This is a genomic window from Parapedobacter defluvii, assembly GCF_014642075.1.
GTDB classification, from domain to species: Bacteria; Bacteroidota; Bacteroidia; order Sphingobacteriales; family Sphingobacteriaceae; genus Parapedobacter; species Parapedobacter defluvii.
Genome location: NZ_BMIK01000001.1, coordinates 53,383 through 71,507, shown reverse-complemented (window position 1 = coordinate 71,507; position 18,125 = coordinate 53,383). Strand labels below are relative to the sequence as shown.

12 protein-coding genes are annotated in these 18,125 nt (G+C 49.0%); 1 reads left to right on the top strand and 11 read right to left on the bottom strand.

What is annotated here, in order from left to right; translation table 11 throughout:
• Positions 1-25: 25 nt before the first annotated feature.
• From IEX60_RS00230 to IEX60_RS00180, 11 genes are all read right to left on the bottom strand, one after another.
• Positions 26-601, bottom strand: a complete 576-nt coding sequence (locus tag IEX60_RS00230) for an RNA polymerase sigma-70 factor (protein WP_188746197.1) — start codon at positions 599-601, stop codon at positions 26-28.
• A gap of 310 nt (positions 602-911) precedes the next feature.
• Positions 912-1,355: a DUF4395 domain-containing protein gene (locus IEX60_RS00225; protein ID WP_229717398.1), complete on the bottom strand. Its 444-nt coding sequence runs from the start codon at positions 1,353-1,355 to the stop codon at positions 912-914.
• 356 nt (positions 1,356-1,711) lie between these two features.
• Positions 1,712-2,959: a YeiH family protein gene (locus IEX60_RS00220; RefSeq protein ID WP_188746192.1), complete on the bottom strand. Its 1,248-nt coding sequence runs from the start codon at positions 2,957-2,959 to the stop codon at positions 1,712-1,714.
• Positions 2,960-2,976: 17 nt separating this feature from the next.
• Entirely contained in the window at positions 2,977-4,401 is a 1,425-nt protein-coding gene (locus tag IEX60_RS00215) for a phytoene desaturase family protein (RefSeq protein ID WP_188746190.1), read from the bottom strand.
• Positions 4,402-4,535: 134 nt separating this feature from the next.
• Positions 4,536-4,712: a hypothetical protein gene (locus IEX60_RS00210; protein WP_188746188.1), complete on the bottom strand. Its 177-nt coding sequence runs from the start codon at positions 4,710-4,712 to the stop codon at positions 4,536-4,538.
• Positions 4,713-4,767: 55 nt separating this feature from the next.
• Positions 4,768-5,685, bottom strand: coding sequence for a TIGR01777 family oxidoreductase (locus IEX60_RS00205; RefSeq protein ID WP_188746185.1), 918 nt, complete (start codon positions 5,683-5,685; stop codon positions 4,768-4,770).
• A gap of 15 nt (positions 5,686-5,700) precedes the next feature.
• Entirely contained in the window at positions 5,701-7,209 is a 1,509-nt protein-coding gene (locus IEX60_RS00200) for a hypothetical protein (protein ID WP_188746183.1), read from the bottom strand.
• Between the two features lie 29 nt (positions 7,210-7,238).
• A complete protein-coding gene (locus tag IEX60_RS00195) occupies positions 7,239-8,597 on the bottom strand; it encodes a DoxX family protein (RefSeq protein ID WP_188746181.1) in 1,359 nt (452 codons plus the stop codon).
• A gap of 14 nt (positions 8,598-8,611) precedes the next feature.
• On the bottom strand, positions 8,612-9,988 hold the full coding sequence (locus IEX60_RS00190) for a RagB/SusD family nutrient uptake outer membrane protein (protein WP_229717329.1): 1,377 nt from the start codon (positions 9,986-9,988) through the stop codon (positions 8,612-8,614).
• 19 nt (positions 9,989-10,007) lie between these two features.
• Positions 10,008-13,052, bottom strand: a complete 3,045-nt coding sequence (locus IEX60_RS00185; protein WP_188746179.1) for a SusC/RagA family TonB-linked outer membrane protein — start codon at positions 13,050-13,052, stop codon at positions 10,008-10,010.
• A gap of 402 nt (positions 13,053-13,454) precedes the next feature.
• On the bottom strand, positions 13,455-14,639 hold the full coding sequence (locus tag IEX60_RS00180; RefSeq protein ID WP_188746177.1) for a DUF1684 domain-containing protein: 1,185 nt from the start codon (positions 14,637-14,639) through the stop codon (positions 13,455-13,457).
• Positions 14,640-14,922: 283 nt separating this feature from the next.
• Between IEX60_RS00180 and IEX60_RS00175 the strand changes: the two genes are divergently transcribed.
• Positions 14,923-18,111 carry a SusC/RagA family TonB-linked outer membrane protein gene (locus tag IEX60_RS00175; RefSeq protein WP_188746175.1) on the top strand — a complete coding sequence of 1,063 codons (3,189 nt, stop codon included), beginning with the start codon at positions 14,923-14,925 and terminating at the stop codon, positions 18,109-18,111.
• Positions 18,112-18,125 lie beyond the last annotated feature (14 nt).

The window sequence follows — 18,125 nt, the reverse complement described above, 5'->3', positions numbered from 1 at the left end:
ATTCACGTTAATGGGTGAAAGTGGATTAATGAAAGAAGTAAATCGCAGCGATCATTAGGTTTGGCAGAAGTGATTTCAGCGATAACCGAATGGTTTTCAGTGCCTTGGTCAGATGCCCTTCCACAGTTTTCTGTGCAACACCGAGCTGGCAGGCAATTTCGGGAATAGCCAACCCTTCGTAGCGGCTCTTCTGGAACACATCGCGGCATTTTTCGGGAAGCGAATCGACCACACGGTCTATAAATTCCTCCAAAAAGCGAGCTTCCAAAAAAGCCTCATCATCCTGTATAGAATGCGGACTAAAATTGGATGACAGGAGTTCCTTTCTTCTTTTTTCACGTAAAATATGCTTGAATACAGCAAACTTCACCGCTTTGGCTAAATAATGGCGTACCTGTTGGATGATATGTTCATGCCTTCGTTCCCACAGCCCCAAAAACACATCTTGTACAATTTCTTCTGCTATATATTGATCACCTATTTGCTGATAGGCCATTTGCAACAATGTGTCCCAATAACGTTCATATAGCTCACGAAAGGCGACCGCTGATCCTTTGGAGACCAATATGGCCAATTCTGTATCGGGTAATTGTCTATACATTTTTCTGTTCATATTTTATCCAACCATGTTTCATGTTTCGGCCCACTTTACACTCTTATATCGCAACTATCTAACTGCAATTGGGCTGCATGATAGCAAGGCGAGGTTAATTTTTAAAAATGACATTGGAGGTTGAGGATAGATCGTATTATAATAGGTTATCTGCGCATTCGACAACAGCTTCCAAAATGATGACAGGGTCCCTGCCACTCTGCATATCCGATTCCAATTGTGGAAGTTTTGTATGGTTCCGTCAAAATACCCGCGCTTTTGAGCATATATTTATCAAAGTGTACCAAATAATATATACTCATTGTTTTTCCCGCTTAGATTTTAACAGAACCGGGGCAACAACCCCGTTATAGATATAACACCCGAGACACACCTTGAAAACAGATTCCAATACGGCACAAAAAATGAGGATTCCACCTACCGCATATGCAGCTGTGAATAAGCCAAAATGAAATAATACTGTTATCGCTGTTGAAAAGACAAACCCCAGCGCCGCTGCAAACCGCTTCGGCGGGGCGAAAATGGGCTTGGGAACTACCTGAATTTTATCTAAAATAACCTTGGCCAATATTGCTAGTGGCGATTTTATCGTTGTAAAAGCCCTGAGAAAGAAATCGACGGCCATAAACAAACCCACCCATTCCAACCGGGTGTATAACAGCACACCGGTAAGGATTACTACCACAAAAGCGATTAGCCTTACTGCTTGTTCATTCACATAATATTTACTTTTTTCACCCATAGCATTCAAAAAAGTGGGGGCCTGATGGGCAGGCACCCCTACTTTACTAACCAATTATAAACCTATATTATGAAAAGAGACAATTTGACAACGATTATTTTTCTACCTAAAAAAAGAGACCTCTTCAGCTTCTGTGAGGAGGTCTCAATATATCCTTAAGATATGGAAACATCATCAACCTCAACACGTATCACACATATACATGCAACACATGACCGCATTTAGCGAAATGATTGATATGTTAGTGGATCTCATGGTACAAATGTATTTAAAATAATCTACTTAACAAGTAGTCTTTTATTTTTTTTCAACAAATAATTATAAATCACTTATTATCAGTTAATTATTTTATAAAATTACCCAAACAACCACCATGCAACTGCCAACGTAACTACTACATTAAATGTTTGGGCGATGAGGAATGCCCAAAATGGCTTAATGTTGTTATTACCCAACAGTTCTTTGAAATTGGTTTCTAACCCGATGCTCGTAAATGCCAGCGCAAACCATAAGCCCTGAATATTCTTAATGCCTCCCTTTACTTGGCTGATGGTAGTAGCATCCAGTACAAATGAAAATAGCAACGATGCCGCAATGAAACCCAATACAAATTTGGGGAACCGTTCCCAAATGATGCCAAGGCTTGGCTTCTCTACATGTTCACCCTCCGGTGTTCCACGATAAGTCCAGTAAACCGATATGGCTAGCGCCGCAATACCCAGCAACACGTTTTGAGAAAATTTGACGATGGTACTGATCTCAAGAGCCTTTTCTCCCACCAAACTCCCCGAAGCCACCACGGCCCCGGTCGTATCAATACTTCCTCCCAGCCAAGCACCGGTTACTTCCTCAGAAAATCCAAACACCCTGGCAAGGTAAGGCATACCGATCATCATCGGTATGGCGGTGATCAATACCATGGATACTACATACGATAGTTTCTTGGAATCTCCTTTGATGGCCCCTGAAGTCGCAATGGCGGCTGAAACCCCGCAAATAGATACGGCGCTTGAAATCATCATGGTCAGTTCATCATCAACCTTTAGCTTTTTGCACAACCAAAATGCAAAATACCAAACGGATAACACCACAATGAGCGATTGCACCAATCCCAGGGAGCCCGCTTTCAATATATCCGAAAAAATAACATTCGTACCCAGCAGGACCAAACCTATCTTGACCAATAGCTCTGCATTCAGTGATTCCCGAAACCATTGCGGCAGCTTAAACAGATTACCAATCAATAGACCCACCAACAAACTGAAAATAACGGCTTCCAACCCTAAATCGGTCATAAACGAATTGCCTGCCAGTAACAGCGCAATAATGGTCAATATAAATACGACGGGAAAACTTAAAAATTGGGCTTTGATAGGTTTGTCGGTAATTGTTGCCCCGATAATGACAATTGCATAAGCAAACAGAAATTGGTAAAATACACTTAGCTCATTTGCGACAGAAAACAAGGCTGCAAATCCACTTGCATCACCCCATGTATACGTCGGTACGGGAATAGAGAGCCCCCAAACTGCCAAAAATATAATGATAAACCCTAAGACGACGACCGCCCAATCTTCTGTAAGTGTTAGTTTTGATGTTGACATGGTTTATAATCCTATTATTAATCGTTAAAAATATCTTTTAAGGCCTGTTTAGCGGCATAATATCCGCTCATGCCATGTACCCCACCGCCAGGTGGAGTGGAAGCCGAGCAAATATAAATGCCCCTCGCCGAAGTACGATAAGGAGAAAACCGCAACACGGGTCTGTTGAACAGCTGGGCAATATTCACGACTCCCCCATTGATGTCCCCACCGATATAGTTGGGATTATACACCTCCATTTCAGCCGTGTTGAAGGTATGCGTAGCCAAAATGGTATCGCGAAATCCCGGTGCAAAACGCTCCACCTGATCGGTGATCGCTTCCCTCATATCCTTTGTAGATCCATTAGGCACGTGGCAATAGGCCCAACCGGTATGTTTTCCTGCAGGGGCACGCGAGTCGTCAAAGATACTTTGTTGTGCAAAAAGAACAAAGGGTTTATCCGGATATTTTCCCTGCCAAACCTGCCGCTCGCCGGCGGCCACCTCGTCAAACGTTCCCCCCAGATGTACTACACCTGCCTTCCGCGCGACCGCTGATTTGAAAGGAACGGGCTCACTTAATGCCCAGTCTACTTTGAATACACCCATCCCATAGCGGTGACGTTTTAGTTGCCATCGGTAAAATGATGATAAACTATCCCCACATATCCGTAAGAGATGTCTGGGTGAGACATCAAAGAGAACCGCTTTAGCATCCGGCAAATCAACTAGCGTCCGCACATGGGTATGGTTCTGTAGCGTCCCGCCCAGTGACCGGAAATAACCTGCCAATGCATCAGCGATACGCTGCGACCCTCCCTTGGGTATCGGCCAACCACCCTGATGCCCGGCAATGGTCAGTACAAAGCCAATTGCAGACGATGTCAAATCCTCCAATGGAATCATACTGTGAGCAACCATTCCTGACCACAACCCACGCGCTTCCTTTGTGTGGAAGCGAGCTGCAATTTGCTTACCCGATTGAAGTGATTTCAAGCCAAATCTGGCTAATGCGATCGGGTTTGAGGGAATTTTCAGCATGGGACCGAGAATGTGTGTATCAATCCGTGACCAGCTTTTCACTAACGGCTCGAATAACGCTCGATACGCTTTCCCATCAGCCCCCAATTCCGATGCCGTCAGATCCAATGATTGGTATAATGCGGCTGCCGTCCCATCGCCAAACGGATGGGCGGCCAATACTTCGGGATGGATGTATTCCAACCCAAATTCATGCAATGACAGCGACCGCAGAAACGGAGAAGCCGCCCCCATGGGATGAACAGCCGAACATACGTCATGATGAAATCCCGGCAACGTCAGCTCCGCTGTGCGCATTCCGCCACCAACGGTATCCTTTGCCTCCAACAGCAACACCTGTAATCCCTGCTGCTGCAATGTGATAGCGGCTGCCAAACCATTCGGGCCTGAACCGACTACAATGGCATCATATTTATCCACATGCTTAACGAGTTAAAGAATACCAACTTATGATAACCGTTGATATTCCGTCCAAATATAGTGATTGTCTATCCGAATTTTATGCATAAGTTCATGTGTGTCACCAACCGCAATTCTGCCTAATGCATCCCCTTTCAATACCCATCACGCTCTACCAAAGGATAGCGGCGTTCCACTTTATCCAGCACAACATGAATGGAATCGGCTTTTTCCGTCACGCCATCCAAAATGATCCGGGAATGGCCCGGTCGATCGTAGTGCAAGACAAATTCCGGCTTGGAGAACTGGCTGGTTTCCGCGTATCCCCCCACAGTGTTGTTTTCCAGTACAAGCCATGGGTGTTGCTATTAGTTAATCACCCCCCTTTTATTTAATGCTTAACTGACGTAGCGCCTCCTGTATTTCGGGGTAACGAAACACGAATCCTTCTTCCTGAAGTACGTTGGATACCACTCTCCGTCCAGATAAAACCAATTCACTCTCTGTGCCGATTAGCCAGGCACCGAATTTGGTTGACCATTCATAATGAGGGAACCCAAACGGCACCCCCAATGCGGTCCGGATCGCCTTCATAAAATCCCGGTTATTAACCGGATAGGGGCTGCTTGCATGGATGACACCCTGCACCTGCTGATGTTCAACGATCCAGGCGATCAAACGCACAAAATCGACCTCATGCAACCATGTCATGTATTGCTCTCCCGAGCCGATGGTGCCCCCCAATCCAAACCTGGCTAAATTGACAAATGGTTTCAACACGCCACGGCCATGTTGCAGCACCATGCCAATACGCAAAAACACTTTACGGGTTTGTGGGGTTTCCGCACTAAAAAAAGCTTGTTCCCACTGCTTGCATACTTCGGGTGAGAATCCTTTTCCGAAAGCCATATCATCTTCTGTCTTCACCACCAGACCGGCATTCCCGTAGATCGCTGCCGAACCGGCGTTGATCCACAATTCCGGAGGCCGCTTTAACCGACCGATCACCTCTCCCAATATCCTTGTGGCGTCTACTCTCGACCGGATGATTTCTGCTTTGTTCTTACCGGTGTATCTACAGTTTACGGATTTGCCCACGAGGTTAATCACCAATGCACTCCCTTCAACTTCCTGTTCCCATTGTCCCGGAGAACGGGCATCCCACCATACATAGCGCACCCGCCCTTCCTGAGCCTTCCGCTGCCTGGTTAATACCACCAGATCCACCTCCTCATCCTTCCAGGCATTGATGAGCAGTGAGCCCAATGCTCCGGAACCACCCGCAATGACAATTTTCCGCTCCATGCCGATGCATTCCTATTAAAACTCCGTCACCGGACTATCCCGCCCCTCAACCAATGGATACTTTTTATGTATACGGTCCAATACCACATAAATGGAATCCCTGAACTCGTTTAACCCCGAAAGAATCACCCGATCATCCGTGGGGCGGCTAATGCGCAAACTCTGCGTTTCGTCCTGGTGATTTTTGTTCTTATTCTGCAGCTTAAGCAGCTGATTCGCGCTGTCTAACTCATAGAAGAAATAACGGCGGTTGCCGGCCATTCCTCCTACTTCCCAACGCGTCACGCCAAGATCTCTGTTCCGGCTTTTCTTAAATAGTTCATCGGAGTCTTGCGTATTTACCTGGTTATATTTGGATTGCCCCGTATCTCCTTTTACTCGCAGCGGTGAATATCCGATCATCCGATCAACCAGCGCACCGCGGTTTGTACTGTAACTCAACGTCGACCAGCGTTCGAAAATAGCGTCGTGCCACCGGATGGAATCCGCCGGTGAGTAGGGCAGTTCTTCTCCATTCAATCTAAATTCACTAACCTGATACAGCCCCTGGATATCTTTCAGGCCAGCCGTGCTGGGGATGTTGTAGTTATTTCCATTAAAGAACCCATAGGCCCAAAAAGCTGCGGCAACGGGAACAAAAATGGTATTGAAAAATACTTTCAGGACTGTCCGTGTCGTTTGCTGCGGACCGCTGAGCACCGGATAATAACGATACGGGGCTACATTTTTCTGATTGACCAATAGGTCCCATATCTTGGGAAGGTCATACCAGGCCACAAAAATTCCCAGTAAGGTAAAGTATGCTGCAGGAACGGCAACCCCGGCATCGTATGCATGGTTTGCAATACAGATATTGAGGCAAACAACCGCTGCAAGCGCTCCGCCCAGCGAAGCGGTTTTACGGTGCAGCAAGAGCAAGCCCGGGATAATTTCGGCAAACCCCAGGAATACCGTATACCCAAAAGACACACCAACATGCGACCAGTATAGCTTCTTTTCGGCCATGTCTACAAAGGGCGTATTCAGCATCCCGATAGTTGGATAAACCATTTGCATCGGAAACGCTTTTTTAAGCCCCCAACCCACCATTCCATAGGCCAACCGGTAACGCACCAATACCCGTGCCCAGTAGTACAGTTTACTGTAATTAATGGATTTCTTGTCCAGAAATGTCCAGATGACACCGACAACAATGGCCAGGACGAGCAGCAGAATGAGATTGATATAGTTAAAGATACCAAATACCCCTTCTTCCGATTCGATCAAAATAAACTGCGGCGGCCAAAACGCGACCACCGCCTGAAAATCATGGTAGGTTAATTTGGAAAAATCAAACAACTTAAAGAGATCCCTGTAAAAATTTCCATATGCGGGGATACACAGCAATACGAAGTAGACAAACCCGATACGGAAGGCCGTTTTCTGGACGGTCGTCCAGGGCCTGTTCCTTGCTGTTTCTTCTTTGTTCTCCGCATCGGCCTGATGAGCGGCTTGCGGGGAGTTACCGGTAAGTTCCAATGACATGGCTTTATAGATTAGTGATGACCGAATAATCAAATTTTAACGGGCCTGCGACGCCCTTCATTCATCAAGTATTTCTTATCCATCCGTTGCAAGGTGATATGTACCGAATCCGTCGGCGAGATACGACCACTCAAGGTAATAATCGAATCGGCCGGCCGCTGATAATCCAGCGTAAATACTTCATCCCGATGATGGCTGTTTTTATTTTGCAGCAGCAGCCGGTGATTTACCGTGTCTTGATCATAATGGTAAAAATGCCGGCCGGCAATGCCCGCTAATTCGTAGTTGCGATCAATATCATCTTCATAATAACCTTCCCCATTTGACTTATCAATGATCACCGGCCTATTGCTCTTGACCGATAAAGTCGCCCACTCTTCAAAAATCACTTCCTGCCAGCGGGAAGGGTGTGATTTTGAATAGGGAATCGTATCACCGTTAACGATATATTCTGTCACCAGATACCGGCCGGCTGCCTCGCTAAGCCCCGGCGTACGCGGCAATTTATAGGCTGCCGGCTGACGCCCGCCATAAGCTTTGACTCCTAAAAACACGATGAAGATCAGCGTTAAGGCCTGCGTGGCTACTTTTAACCTCTTCAGGTTACCCCGGAAGACAGGGCCGATTACCTTGCCGGCCACCGCAAGTTTTTCGCTGACCAACAGCTGATACAGCCGGGGCACATCCTGTGCAAACAAATATACGGCAAAAAGTACTAGCAATAAGCTATAGGACTGTTCCCCCAAACCATAATAGAAGTTGACCGCGACAATGTTTCCCATGAAACCAATAATCAACCCCGCGCCAAAAGTTACGGTCCTCCGGTACAGCAACAGGAACCCCGCAAGAATTTCTACCACCCCCAGAAACGTTTCATACTTCGGGGATATACCGGTCGTTTGGTAGTAGATCTTCCAGGAATAGAAATCCCCATAGTTGGTCAGCAGGTTGCTCAGCGGAGGGTAAGGCAGCTGCAATTGAAACGCCTTATATATCCCATACGCGATAAGCCCCAAAGCCAACCGGTAACGGACCAATACCCGCGACCAATAATACAACTGGGGATAAGACTGCCGCTGCTTATCGGCCACACTCCAGATGGCCGCTCCCACCAACGCAATCAGGGCCACAATCAGCCAGTTCCAGAAGCTCACAAATTCAAGGTATTGACCCCAGGGACGTGCAGGCGCAAAAAACTGCGGTTGGTACTTGGTCAGCGTCAGCAAGTCATAAAAAGGAGCTGCTGCCCAATCAATGCTGAACAGCTCCTGGTAAAATTTCCAGTCCAGTGGAATGATGAACAACAGTAAAACCAGAAACACAAACCGGAAGCCATAAAGTTTCCATTTGGGCCAGTGTTGAGCATCTTGTTGAAATGTGGGTTCCATGGTATAATCGTTTATTAATAGCCTGGATTTTGTTCAAGCCCTCCCAGCGTAACCTCGTCTACCGGAATCGGGAAAAGTTGCTGGTACGCCTGGATCGTCAGGTTGGGCTTCAGTTCTTCGATCTTTTCTTTCAACCTACCTGTCCGTGCCAAGTCAAACCAACGGTGGGCTTCCCACAGAAACTCAAGCCGGTTTTCCTCCAGGATGGCATCCAGTAATTCTTCCGCTGTCGTTGCAGTGGAAGCCGTCAACCCTGCCCGGACCCGCACCTGATCAAGATCGGCCTTTGCCTCCGCCAATTCCCGGCGCTGGGCATGTGCTTCTGCTCTGATCAAGTATTGCTCGGCGATCCGCAGCACATACGAAGGGTCGGTTGCCGGGCTTCGGTAATACAGGGCTCCGGCATACTGCGTAGCCCCGCTCTGCTGTGCACTGTCGAGCAACGCCACCCGGCCTCCACCGGTAGCCGGATTGCGCAGCTTGCTGACCACCGGGTCGCCCGGCCTGTAGCGGTATTCGCCCCCATTGGCCAACAGGCTCATCCGTGTCCGCATGCCATTGAGGTTCTGTGCTGAAAAAGCAACCTCAAAGATGGATTCCTGCGTCTGGACAGCATTGTCCCGGAACCAGGCCCTGAATGGGGTAACCAGCCTATACGATCCCGTCTGGTCAATCACTTTGGTCGAATAGGAAATAGCTTCCGGCCATTGCCCCCGGTACAGCGCCAATCTTGCCTGCAGCGCCCAAACGGTGTATTTCGTAGCCCTGATCCGGTTTATGGTTTCCGGCAAAAGCGTTTCGGCCAACTGCAGCTCGCTCTCCACCAGGTCATACACTTCATCGCGCGTGCTCCGTGGCGTAAAACCGTCGCCATCCGGATCGTTGGTTGCCGATAATTTTATCGGTACGCCTCCCCATCCTCTGGCCAGATCAAAATAGGCCAGCGCGCGGATGAAATGCGCCTCCCCGACGATGGTATTGCGCTCGGTGTCTGTCAGATTTAAATCGGTAACGGCAGGTGCCTTTTCAATAATATGATTGGCAATATTGATGGTATTATAAATAGCAGCCCAGGGACCGATAAATGCGGCATCTGTTGACCGGAAGTTCAGATCAGAGATGTTGTCTGCCACATTATAAATCACGTCCCCGCTGGGCACAAACCCCAGGTTCACATAACCTTCACCGTAATAGTCTGCAGCACCCAACGCCCGGTATGCTCCCCGGATAGCGGTATTCAACGACGTTTTGTCTACAATGGCCAGCTCCTCAGCGATGGCCTCTTTGGGATCGATCTCCAGAAAACTGTCGCATGCGTTCAAAAGCATTGCCACAGCAATGGCGTAAGCATACCGTTTTATCGTTGTATAATTGAAGAATCTGAAATTCATTTTTTTACTGTTTTATTCGTTAAAGCGTAAGATTAACCCCAAATTGTACGGTACGTGGCGTAGGCGGCGAAGCAAAATCATAGCCTTGGATATTCTGATTCTCGCCACGCTCTATCCGGGTTTCAGGATCAGCTCCTGTATAAGGGGTCGTGATCCACAGGTTGGTACCTACCACGTAAAGCCGCAACCGATCGATTACACGGCTGTTTTTCAACGGAATGGTATAGCCAACGGTCAATGTGCGTAACCGGAGGAAAGAAGCATCCTCAAAGAAGCGACTTACTTCCTGACGGCTGTAGTTGTTCAGCGTAAGCCGCGGCACATCGGTGATATCACCCGGCTCTTGCCAACGGTCCAACTGGCTGGCGAAAATAACCCGATTGGCATCCAGCCGACCTCCCTGTTCGCCCAGCATGCGGTTATGGTTCCACAGGCGATTACCGTAAGAAAACGTAAACTGGACATTAAAATCAAACTGTTTATAGGTCAAGTTATTCGTCAGGCCGCCGAAAAATTTCGGCCAGGCATCGCCCACCACTTTCCTGTCGGCCGGTGTAATCTCCCCATCCCCGTTCACGTCTTCCAGGATCATGTCTCCCGTTTCTCGGTCTACTCCTTGAAAATTATACAACCAGTAGGAATACAAAGCAACTCCTTGCTCAATGCGCAAGAAAGAGCGGTCTTCGAAAGACATCGGGCTGGGCAATACCTCAATCCTATTCTTGTTTTGGGCAACGTTAAACGACGTAGACCAGGTAAAATCCTTCTTCCGGATGTTCTGCGAGTTGATGCTCAACTCAAACCCTCTATTGCTGATTTCACCATAATTGGAGAGGTAAGAAGAGAAACCGATGTAATTCGGCACCGAAATCTGCAGCAATGCGTCCGTGGTATATTTGCGGTAGTAATTCGCCTCAATGCTTAGGCGATTATTCCACAGGCCAAAGTCAAGACCAACATTGAATTGGCTCGTCTTTTCCCAACGCAGGTCGGGGTTCGCCAATTGCAAAGGTGCAGTGCCCGGCAGTTCTGCGGTACCATTATCAGGATATCCCTGCCCTGCACCCCATAGGCCACGATAAGCAAAATCACCGATACCGTTCTGATTGCCAGCTATTCCATAACTCATCCGCAGTTTCAGGTTGCTAATGGCCGTATTCCCCGCCAGGAACGGTTCATCCGAAATCCGCCACGCACCCCCGATGGCTGGGAAATACCCCCACCGGTTTTTCTTGCTGAATTTAGACGAACCGTCTGCCCGGAAAGTCGCTTCCAGCAGGTACTTACCCTCAAAATTATACTGCACTCTGGAGAAGAAAGACACCAGGGCATTTTTCCGCCAGCTCTCATCAACCGTCTGGTTAGCCGCGGCAGAAATCAGGGTATAGGAATTATTCGGAAAATTCGTCCCTTTTGCAAACGTATTGGTGATCAATGTCCCCTCAATGTGGTTCCCTACCAGTATTCCGACGTTATGCTTATCCGCAATGGTCGTATTGTAATCGAGTGTCTGCTCATTCACCCAATAATTGGATGTGGTATAACTCCTGGTGGCTTCCCCATTATTCGCTAACCCACGGAGCAGGCTGGTGTTCCAATATTCGTTTTCTTCATAGTTGTTGTAATCCAGGCTGAAGGTACTCTTGAATCTCAACATAGGGAGAATGTCAACCTCCCCATAGATGTTGCCGATGTAGTGGTTACTGATTGCCGAATTATCCGTTTCTGTCACCAATGAATACACGTTGTCAAAGTTCACCCACCTTAATGGTTTGCCTTCCCCATCAAAGATGGGCAGGTAAGTCGGGATGTCAACCGTTGCCTGATACAATGCTCCCGTTCCACCGCTACCTACGGCCCTTCCGATGTTACGGATAGACCGTGATAACGTATTAGTCGTTCCAACCCGGATCCTATCCGTGATTTTCTGGTCTACATTTACCTTAAAACCGCTGCGATTGAAGCCCATCGTCTTCCAGATCCCTTCCTGCTCTGAGTGGTTCACGCTCAGGTAATAACTGGTATTCTGGCTTCCTCCATTCAGGGAAACGCCATAATTCTGATAGTGCGCTGTTTGATTCAGAATAGCCTGACGGTCGTAGGTGGGCTGATCTTCCGGAAGCCCGCGGGTATCGGCCGTAAATACCGGTGTCAGCCCTTCATTTGCCCGGTATTCTTCCACGAGCATCGCATGCTCAGGCCCGGTAGTCAAGTCCCATTTCTTAGGTGCCCATCCCAATCCCTGGGAAGTATTGACATTGATGGTCGGCTTCTGGTCAAATTTACCACGCTTCGTACTGACAATGATCACTCCGTTTGCACCTCGTGACCCATAGATGGAGATGGCAGCAGCGTCTTTCAATACCTCAATGGTTTCGATGTCTTCGGGGCTTAAATCAGCCAGCGGTGAAGTATTCCTATCGGCTTCAATACTTTGCAGGGACGTGCTGTTCACAAAAATACCATCAATGATATACAGCGGATCGTTACTGGAATTAATGGAAGTAGCCCCCCTCACGCGGATAAAAGTATTGGAGCCCGGTATACCCGTGCCCCCACTAATCTGCACGCCGGCAACATTACCCTGTAGCTGTGTATCGAAACTGGCTTCGGGAATCGTTTTTATCGTAGCAGGGTTAACCTTGGCCACACTTCCGACAAGGTTACCTTTCCGCTGTTCCCCATACCCAACAACAACGACCTCATCCAGCCCCGTCGCATCCGGTTCCAGTTCGATCGTTATCGGACTGCCACTGGCCACCACCTCTTTGGTTTTGTAGCCTACATACGTCACGACCAGCGTATAAGGAAACCGTTGCCCGGTAATGAACTGAAATTTCCCCTGATTATTGGTTTTCGTGCTATGGGTGACCCCCTGTATCTGCAGGGAGGCCCCAGCCAACGGCTCTTTCGTCGCGGCGTCGACCACCGCGCCATCCAGCGTGGAGTTAATCAGGGGGCGCGTTTCCTGAGCGGTTAGCGAAAACGACATCCCAAACAACAACAAGGTGCATATAGCCTGTATTGAAATGGCCCGGAAAAGTATATATCGTATTGAATACATTGAATTAAATCTATGAATGAATTGATTTCCAATAATCACCGGCTTCAATCCGTATGGTGGAATTAAACGTATTTAAAATATAATAAAGTAAATTATAGTGCTGAGCTTAGCGCAAACGGGAAAGAAATGCTCACTTAACAGCAACACATGCAACAGGAAGGTATAGTGATATGAAACATAATTCGTTCGTCAGATACCCGACGAATTTGGTCATATGTCGGCCATCCTCGGTGATCTCTATGTGTATTTGTTTGATACATTGCTAAACTATTTTTATTATCCTACCAACCTCTTAATGAAAGCGAAGCAAATGTATACTGAATTAGTAGACTTTAAAACGCAGAAAATATTCCTATCTTAGGAACAAATCGTACGCAAATGCGACAGAAGTATCCGGTTCAATTATTGGCGCCGTAACCGCTGCTTCAAATACAGCTCGGTCTCGTCGTTGATACGGTAATACGGGCTTGCTTCCTGTTCGGCCAGTCGGTCCGTAAAGAGGATGCCTAACAGGTGGTCGGTTTCATGCTGGAAGATCACCGCGGTAAAACCTTCCACCATTTCCTCGTGGTCAAGGCCTTCGGAATCCTGATACGTAAGACGTATCGTATAATTTCGAAGTACCTGTCCCATCGTGTCAGCGATAGACAGGCAGCCTTCCAGTCCTTTACGAAGCAGCTTGGACCGCCAGATGATTTTGGGGTTAAGATATAATTCCAACGGCTCTCCTTCTTTGTCGAATCGCTGTACCCAGATGACATTGCGATTGATACCCACCTGCGGGGCAGCTATCCCCACTCCTGGATGCAGCGTATCTGTCACTGCAAGATACATCCGCTTTGCCAACAGCGGCAGCAATTCTTCCTTGGGGTCAATGTCGTTGGACGTGGTTTTCAACACACGGAGCTCATTGGGTATGGTATCCTGGATAATCCGCAGCAATTGCGTCGTATCGCCGGAACGGATAAGGTTTTGTTCGCTGCGGCTAAGTGGCTTGGGAGGAGCCACAGGCTTTGGCCGCTCTTTTATCGGCCCTGTGTATTTCTTCTCGCCCGCAAGAATTGCAATGGCCAAATCATTCTCGGCGGGAGGTAGCGGACAACGGTATCCGCTGCTATACGCACAGTAAGGATTGTACGCCTCGTTGAAATCAATAACGACATTCCCATTTTGGATATCCGTCAATGATAAATCGATATATCTTCCACCACCATACGTTTCGTCACCGTTTGTCAGATCAGTGAACGGCAGAAACAGATGGTCGCGGTAAAGCGGATTCATGAATAAATCCTGGCTGCGATAAAGGATTAATTCGCCTTCATTTCCCTGCACCGTAAACCGTACTTTGGCATAGCGTACATATTCCTTGCTAGTGCCATCAGAAGTAGGCATCCGCAGGGGCTGCTCGCCATGCAACCGTTCCACACGGGCATGGACCCGAAAGGCGCTGTCAGGCTCATAATAATGGACATGCTGGATATCTTCCGGCCCTAGGGGTGCTCCCGGATCCTTCGCAACCTGTTCCAATTTCAACTGCCGGGATGCCTGAACACTGTCTGCATTGTACTGGCTTTTAGCGGATAGCATAAAACAACAAAAAACAAGGATACTTATCGATCGTTTCAAGACGAATTGTACTTTTTTTGTCATATGTCGAAAAGAGTTGAATTTTTCACAAATATACACTATTTTTGTCGACTAATTTAATAGACATTATCATATGATCACATTCTTTACACGAAGTCGCAACGGCGCAAAACATAATTTCTCTATCTGTCTCCTATCGCATCGAATGCGAATGTGCTGCTAACCCGCTGCGGCCCTCCTTCTACGACTTTATCTTTTTACATTAATCTTCAAACGTTATTCCATGAACAAGCTAACTTGTGTGGGTATCTTTATATACCTTGTTTATTTGCTGACGCCATTGATAGCGTTCAGCCAGCAAACCGACGTTACGGGCAGTGTTATCGATGTCCATTCCAAATCGCCCTTGGAGGGCGTATCCGTCACCGTCAAAGGGAAACCGCTTTCCACTCAAACGGATCAGCAGGGTGCCTTTGCGCTCCGGAACCTATCCCCCACCGACGTTTTGGTCTTTTCTTTTGTAGGGTTCGATTCGCGTGAAATCACCGTTGGTGAGCAACGTGGCCCGCTGACCATCGAACTGACCAGCAGCAGCGAAAGCCTCGACGAGGTGGTCGTGACCGCTTTCGGTGTATCGAGGGCGAAAAAAGCACTGGGCTACGCCGTACAGGATGTCAACGCCCAGGAGCTGTCGACCCGGCCTGCCAACGCACTCGGTGCGATATCGGGTAAGGTCGCCGGGCTCCAGATCATCCCTTCCGGTGGCAACATCGGCGGCTCGACGCGCGTATTGCTGCGTGGCATCAACTCGATCAGCGGCAACAACCAGCCGCTGTACATCATCGACGGCACGCCGATAGACAATACCGACCTCAACAGCTCGTCCATGATAAACGGCAGTGCAGGCAAAGATTTCGGCAACCTGATTCAGGATCTCAACCCCGACGATATCGCCAATATTTCGGTATTGAAAGGCCCCTCCGCAGCCGCACTTTATGGGTCGCGTGCCGCCAACGGCGTGATTCTCATCACGACAAAAAAGGGTGAGGGACAGGATAAATTCAACATCTCGTTAAACACCGGTATCGAGCTGGAAAACATCGTCAGGCTACCTAAGCGCCAGCAGTTGTACGGACAGGGCTACGCCACGTCGTTCAATACGGCCACCATCAACGGCCAGGAGTATAACATCGTCGATTATGCAGCCGACGAAAGCTGGGGGCCCCGGTTGGATGGGACACCGGTGTTGCACTGGTACAACCTGGATCCGGAATATCCGGCAGATTACCTGAACCCCCAGCCCTGGGTATATCCCGAGCACGACGTATCGTACTTCTTCCGCACGGGTATCTCCAATACGAACAACCTGGCGATATCCGGCTCCTCCGGCAACACAGCATACCGGTTGTCCTATACCAACCGGTATGTCCGGGGTACCGTCCCCAACTCCAGCCTGGGCAGGAACACGCTGAACTTCGCCGGATCGACGCAGTTCGGCCGATTAAACGTATCCAGCAACCTCAACTATACGCACAACAATACCTTAGGCCGGCCGTGGTCGGGTGCGTCCAACCGGAACATCATCCTGGAAGCCTTCCAATGGGGTGGTGTACAGGTAGACTACAAACGGCTTGCCGACTACAAGCGGGCGGACGGAACGCCCCGGGCATGGAACCGTACCGGTTACCAGGACACCCCTGCTGCCGAGGCTACACGGTTTATCGACAACCCCTACTGGTCTGCCTACGAGAGCTACCTCGAAGAAAAGCGCGACCGCCTCTATGGCAATATCGGGCTTAACCTGCAGGCCACGGACTGGCTCGACCTCTCCGCGCGTGTGCATGGCGACGTCTATGCCCATCAATTCCAGGACCGCATCGCCGTCTATTCGCGCTCGCAGTCGCAGTACCAGGAATACAGCAATCACTTCAACGAGTACAACTACGAGTTCATCGCCTCGGCCAACAAGCAATGGACGCAGTTCTCGCTTTCGGGTAATATAGGTGGTAACATCCGCGACCAACAGCGCCGCATCACCGATGGTACCACGCAAGGGGGACTGATCGTACCACTGTATTACAACCTGAAAAACGCGCCGTCGGTATTGAATAACAATGCCTTCTACCACAAACGGGTGTATTCACTGTTCGGTAGCTTCTCGGCCGGATGGAATGACCTCCTTTACGTGGATGGCACCATACGCAACGACTGGTCATCTACCTTGCCCACGGCCGATAATTCCTTCTTGTATCCCTCCATAACCGGAAGCTTCGTCTTCAGTGAGCTCCTGCGGGACGTCTCCTTCCTCACCTTCGGAAAGGTACGCGCGGGGTGGGCACAGGTCGGGAACGACACGGATCCCTACCAGTTACAGCAGGTTTTTGAAGCACTACCCGCCTTCAACGGAAACCCCAATTACAGCCTGACCGGTACGCTGAATAACGCGTTGCTGAAACCCGAAATCACTAGCTCTTGGGAAGCAGGGCTGAACCTCGTATTTTTCAATAACAGGCTCGGGTTGGATGTGACCTACTACGACAACATCAGTAAAAATCAGATCCTGCCGGTACCCGTATCCGCAGCCTTTGGATACGATGCCAAGATCCTGAATGCCGGCCGGGTAACCAACAAGGGTATTGAGGTGACGCTCACCGGAACGCCAGTCAGAAACAGCACCTTTGAATGGAACAGCACGGTCAACTGGTCGAAAAACCGGAACCGCGTGGACAAACTCGACGAAGGCGTAAATACGCTGGAACTGAGCAACGCCCTGGTGACGCTCGTGGCGCGAGAAGGGCAACCGTACGGCCAGTTGCTGGGTTATGATTTCGTATATGCCCCCGATGGGCAGCGCGTCGTACAGGAAGACGGCACCTACCTCAAAACAAGCCAACTGGTTCCATTGGGAAGTGTGCTGCCCGACTACCTGCTTGGATTCCAGAACCAGTTCCGGTTCAAAAACCTGACATTCGGCTTTCTCATCGATGGCCGTGTCGGTGGCAGCTTCTTCTCACAGACCTATAAGGTAGGGATGTATTCGGGTATCCTTGACCGTACTGCTGCAAATGGCATCCGCGAAAACGGTATCGTCGTAGACGGCGTGCAGGCGGATGTGACCTTCCTTCCCGACGGCACCTACACCACGTCGAACATCCGTCCGAATGATACGCGGATATCGGCGCAGGATTGGGCACGCAACGAATACAACGGCCCCACGACGTTCAGCATCTTCGACGCCACGTTCTTTAAACTCCGGGAGATCACTCTTGGCTACCAGTTCCACCTCAACAACAACATCGGCATCTCCCGCCTGGATGTCAACCTGTACGGCAGGAACCTGTGGAACATCTACACGAAAAGCAAGTACATCGATCCCGAGTTTACCAACAGCGGCGGCAACGTACAGGGCATAGAAGGTGGAAACATCCCCGTGCCGGCAACCTATGGATTGAACGTTACCGTAAATTTTTAACCCGATAACCTGTA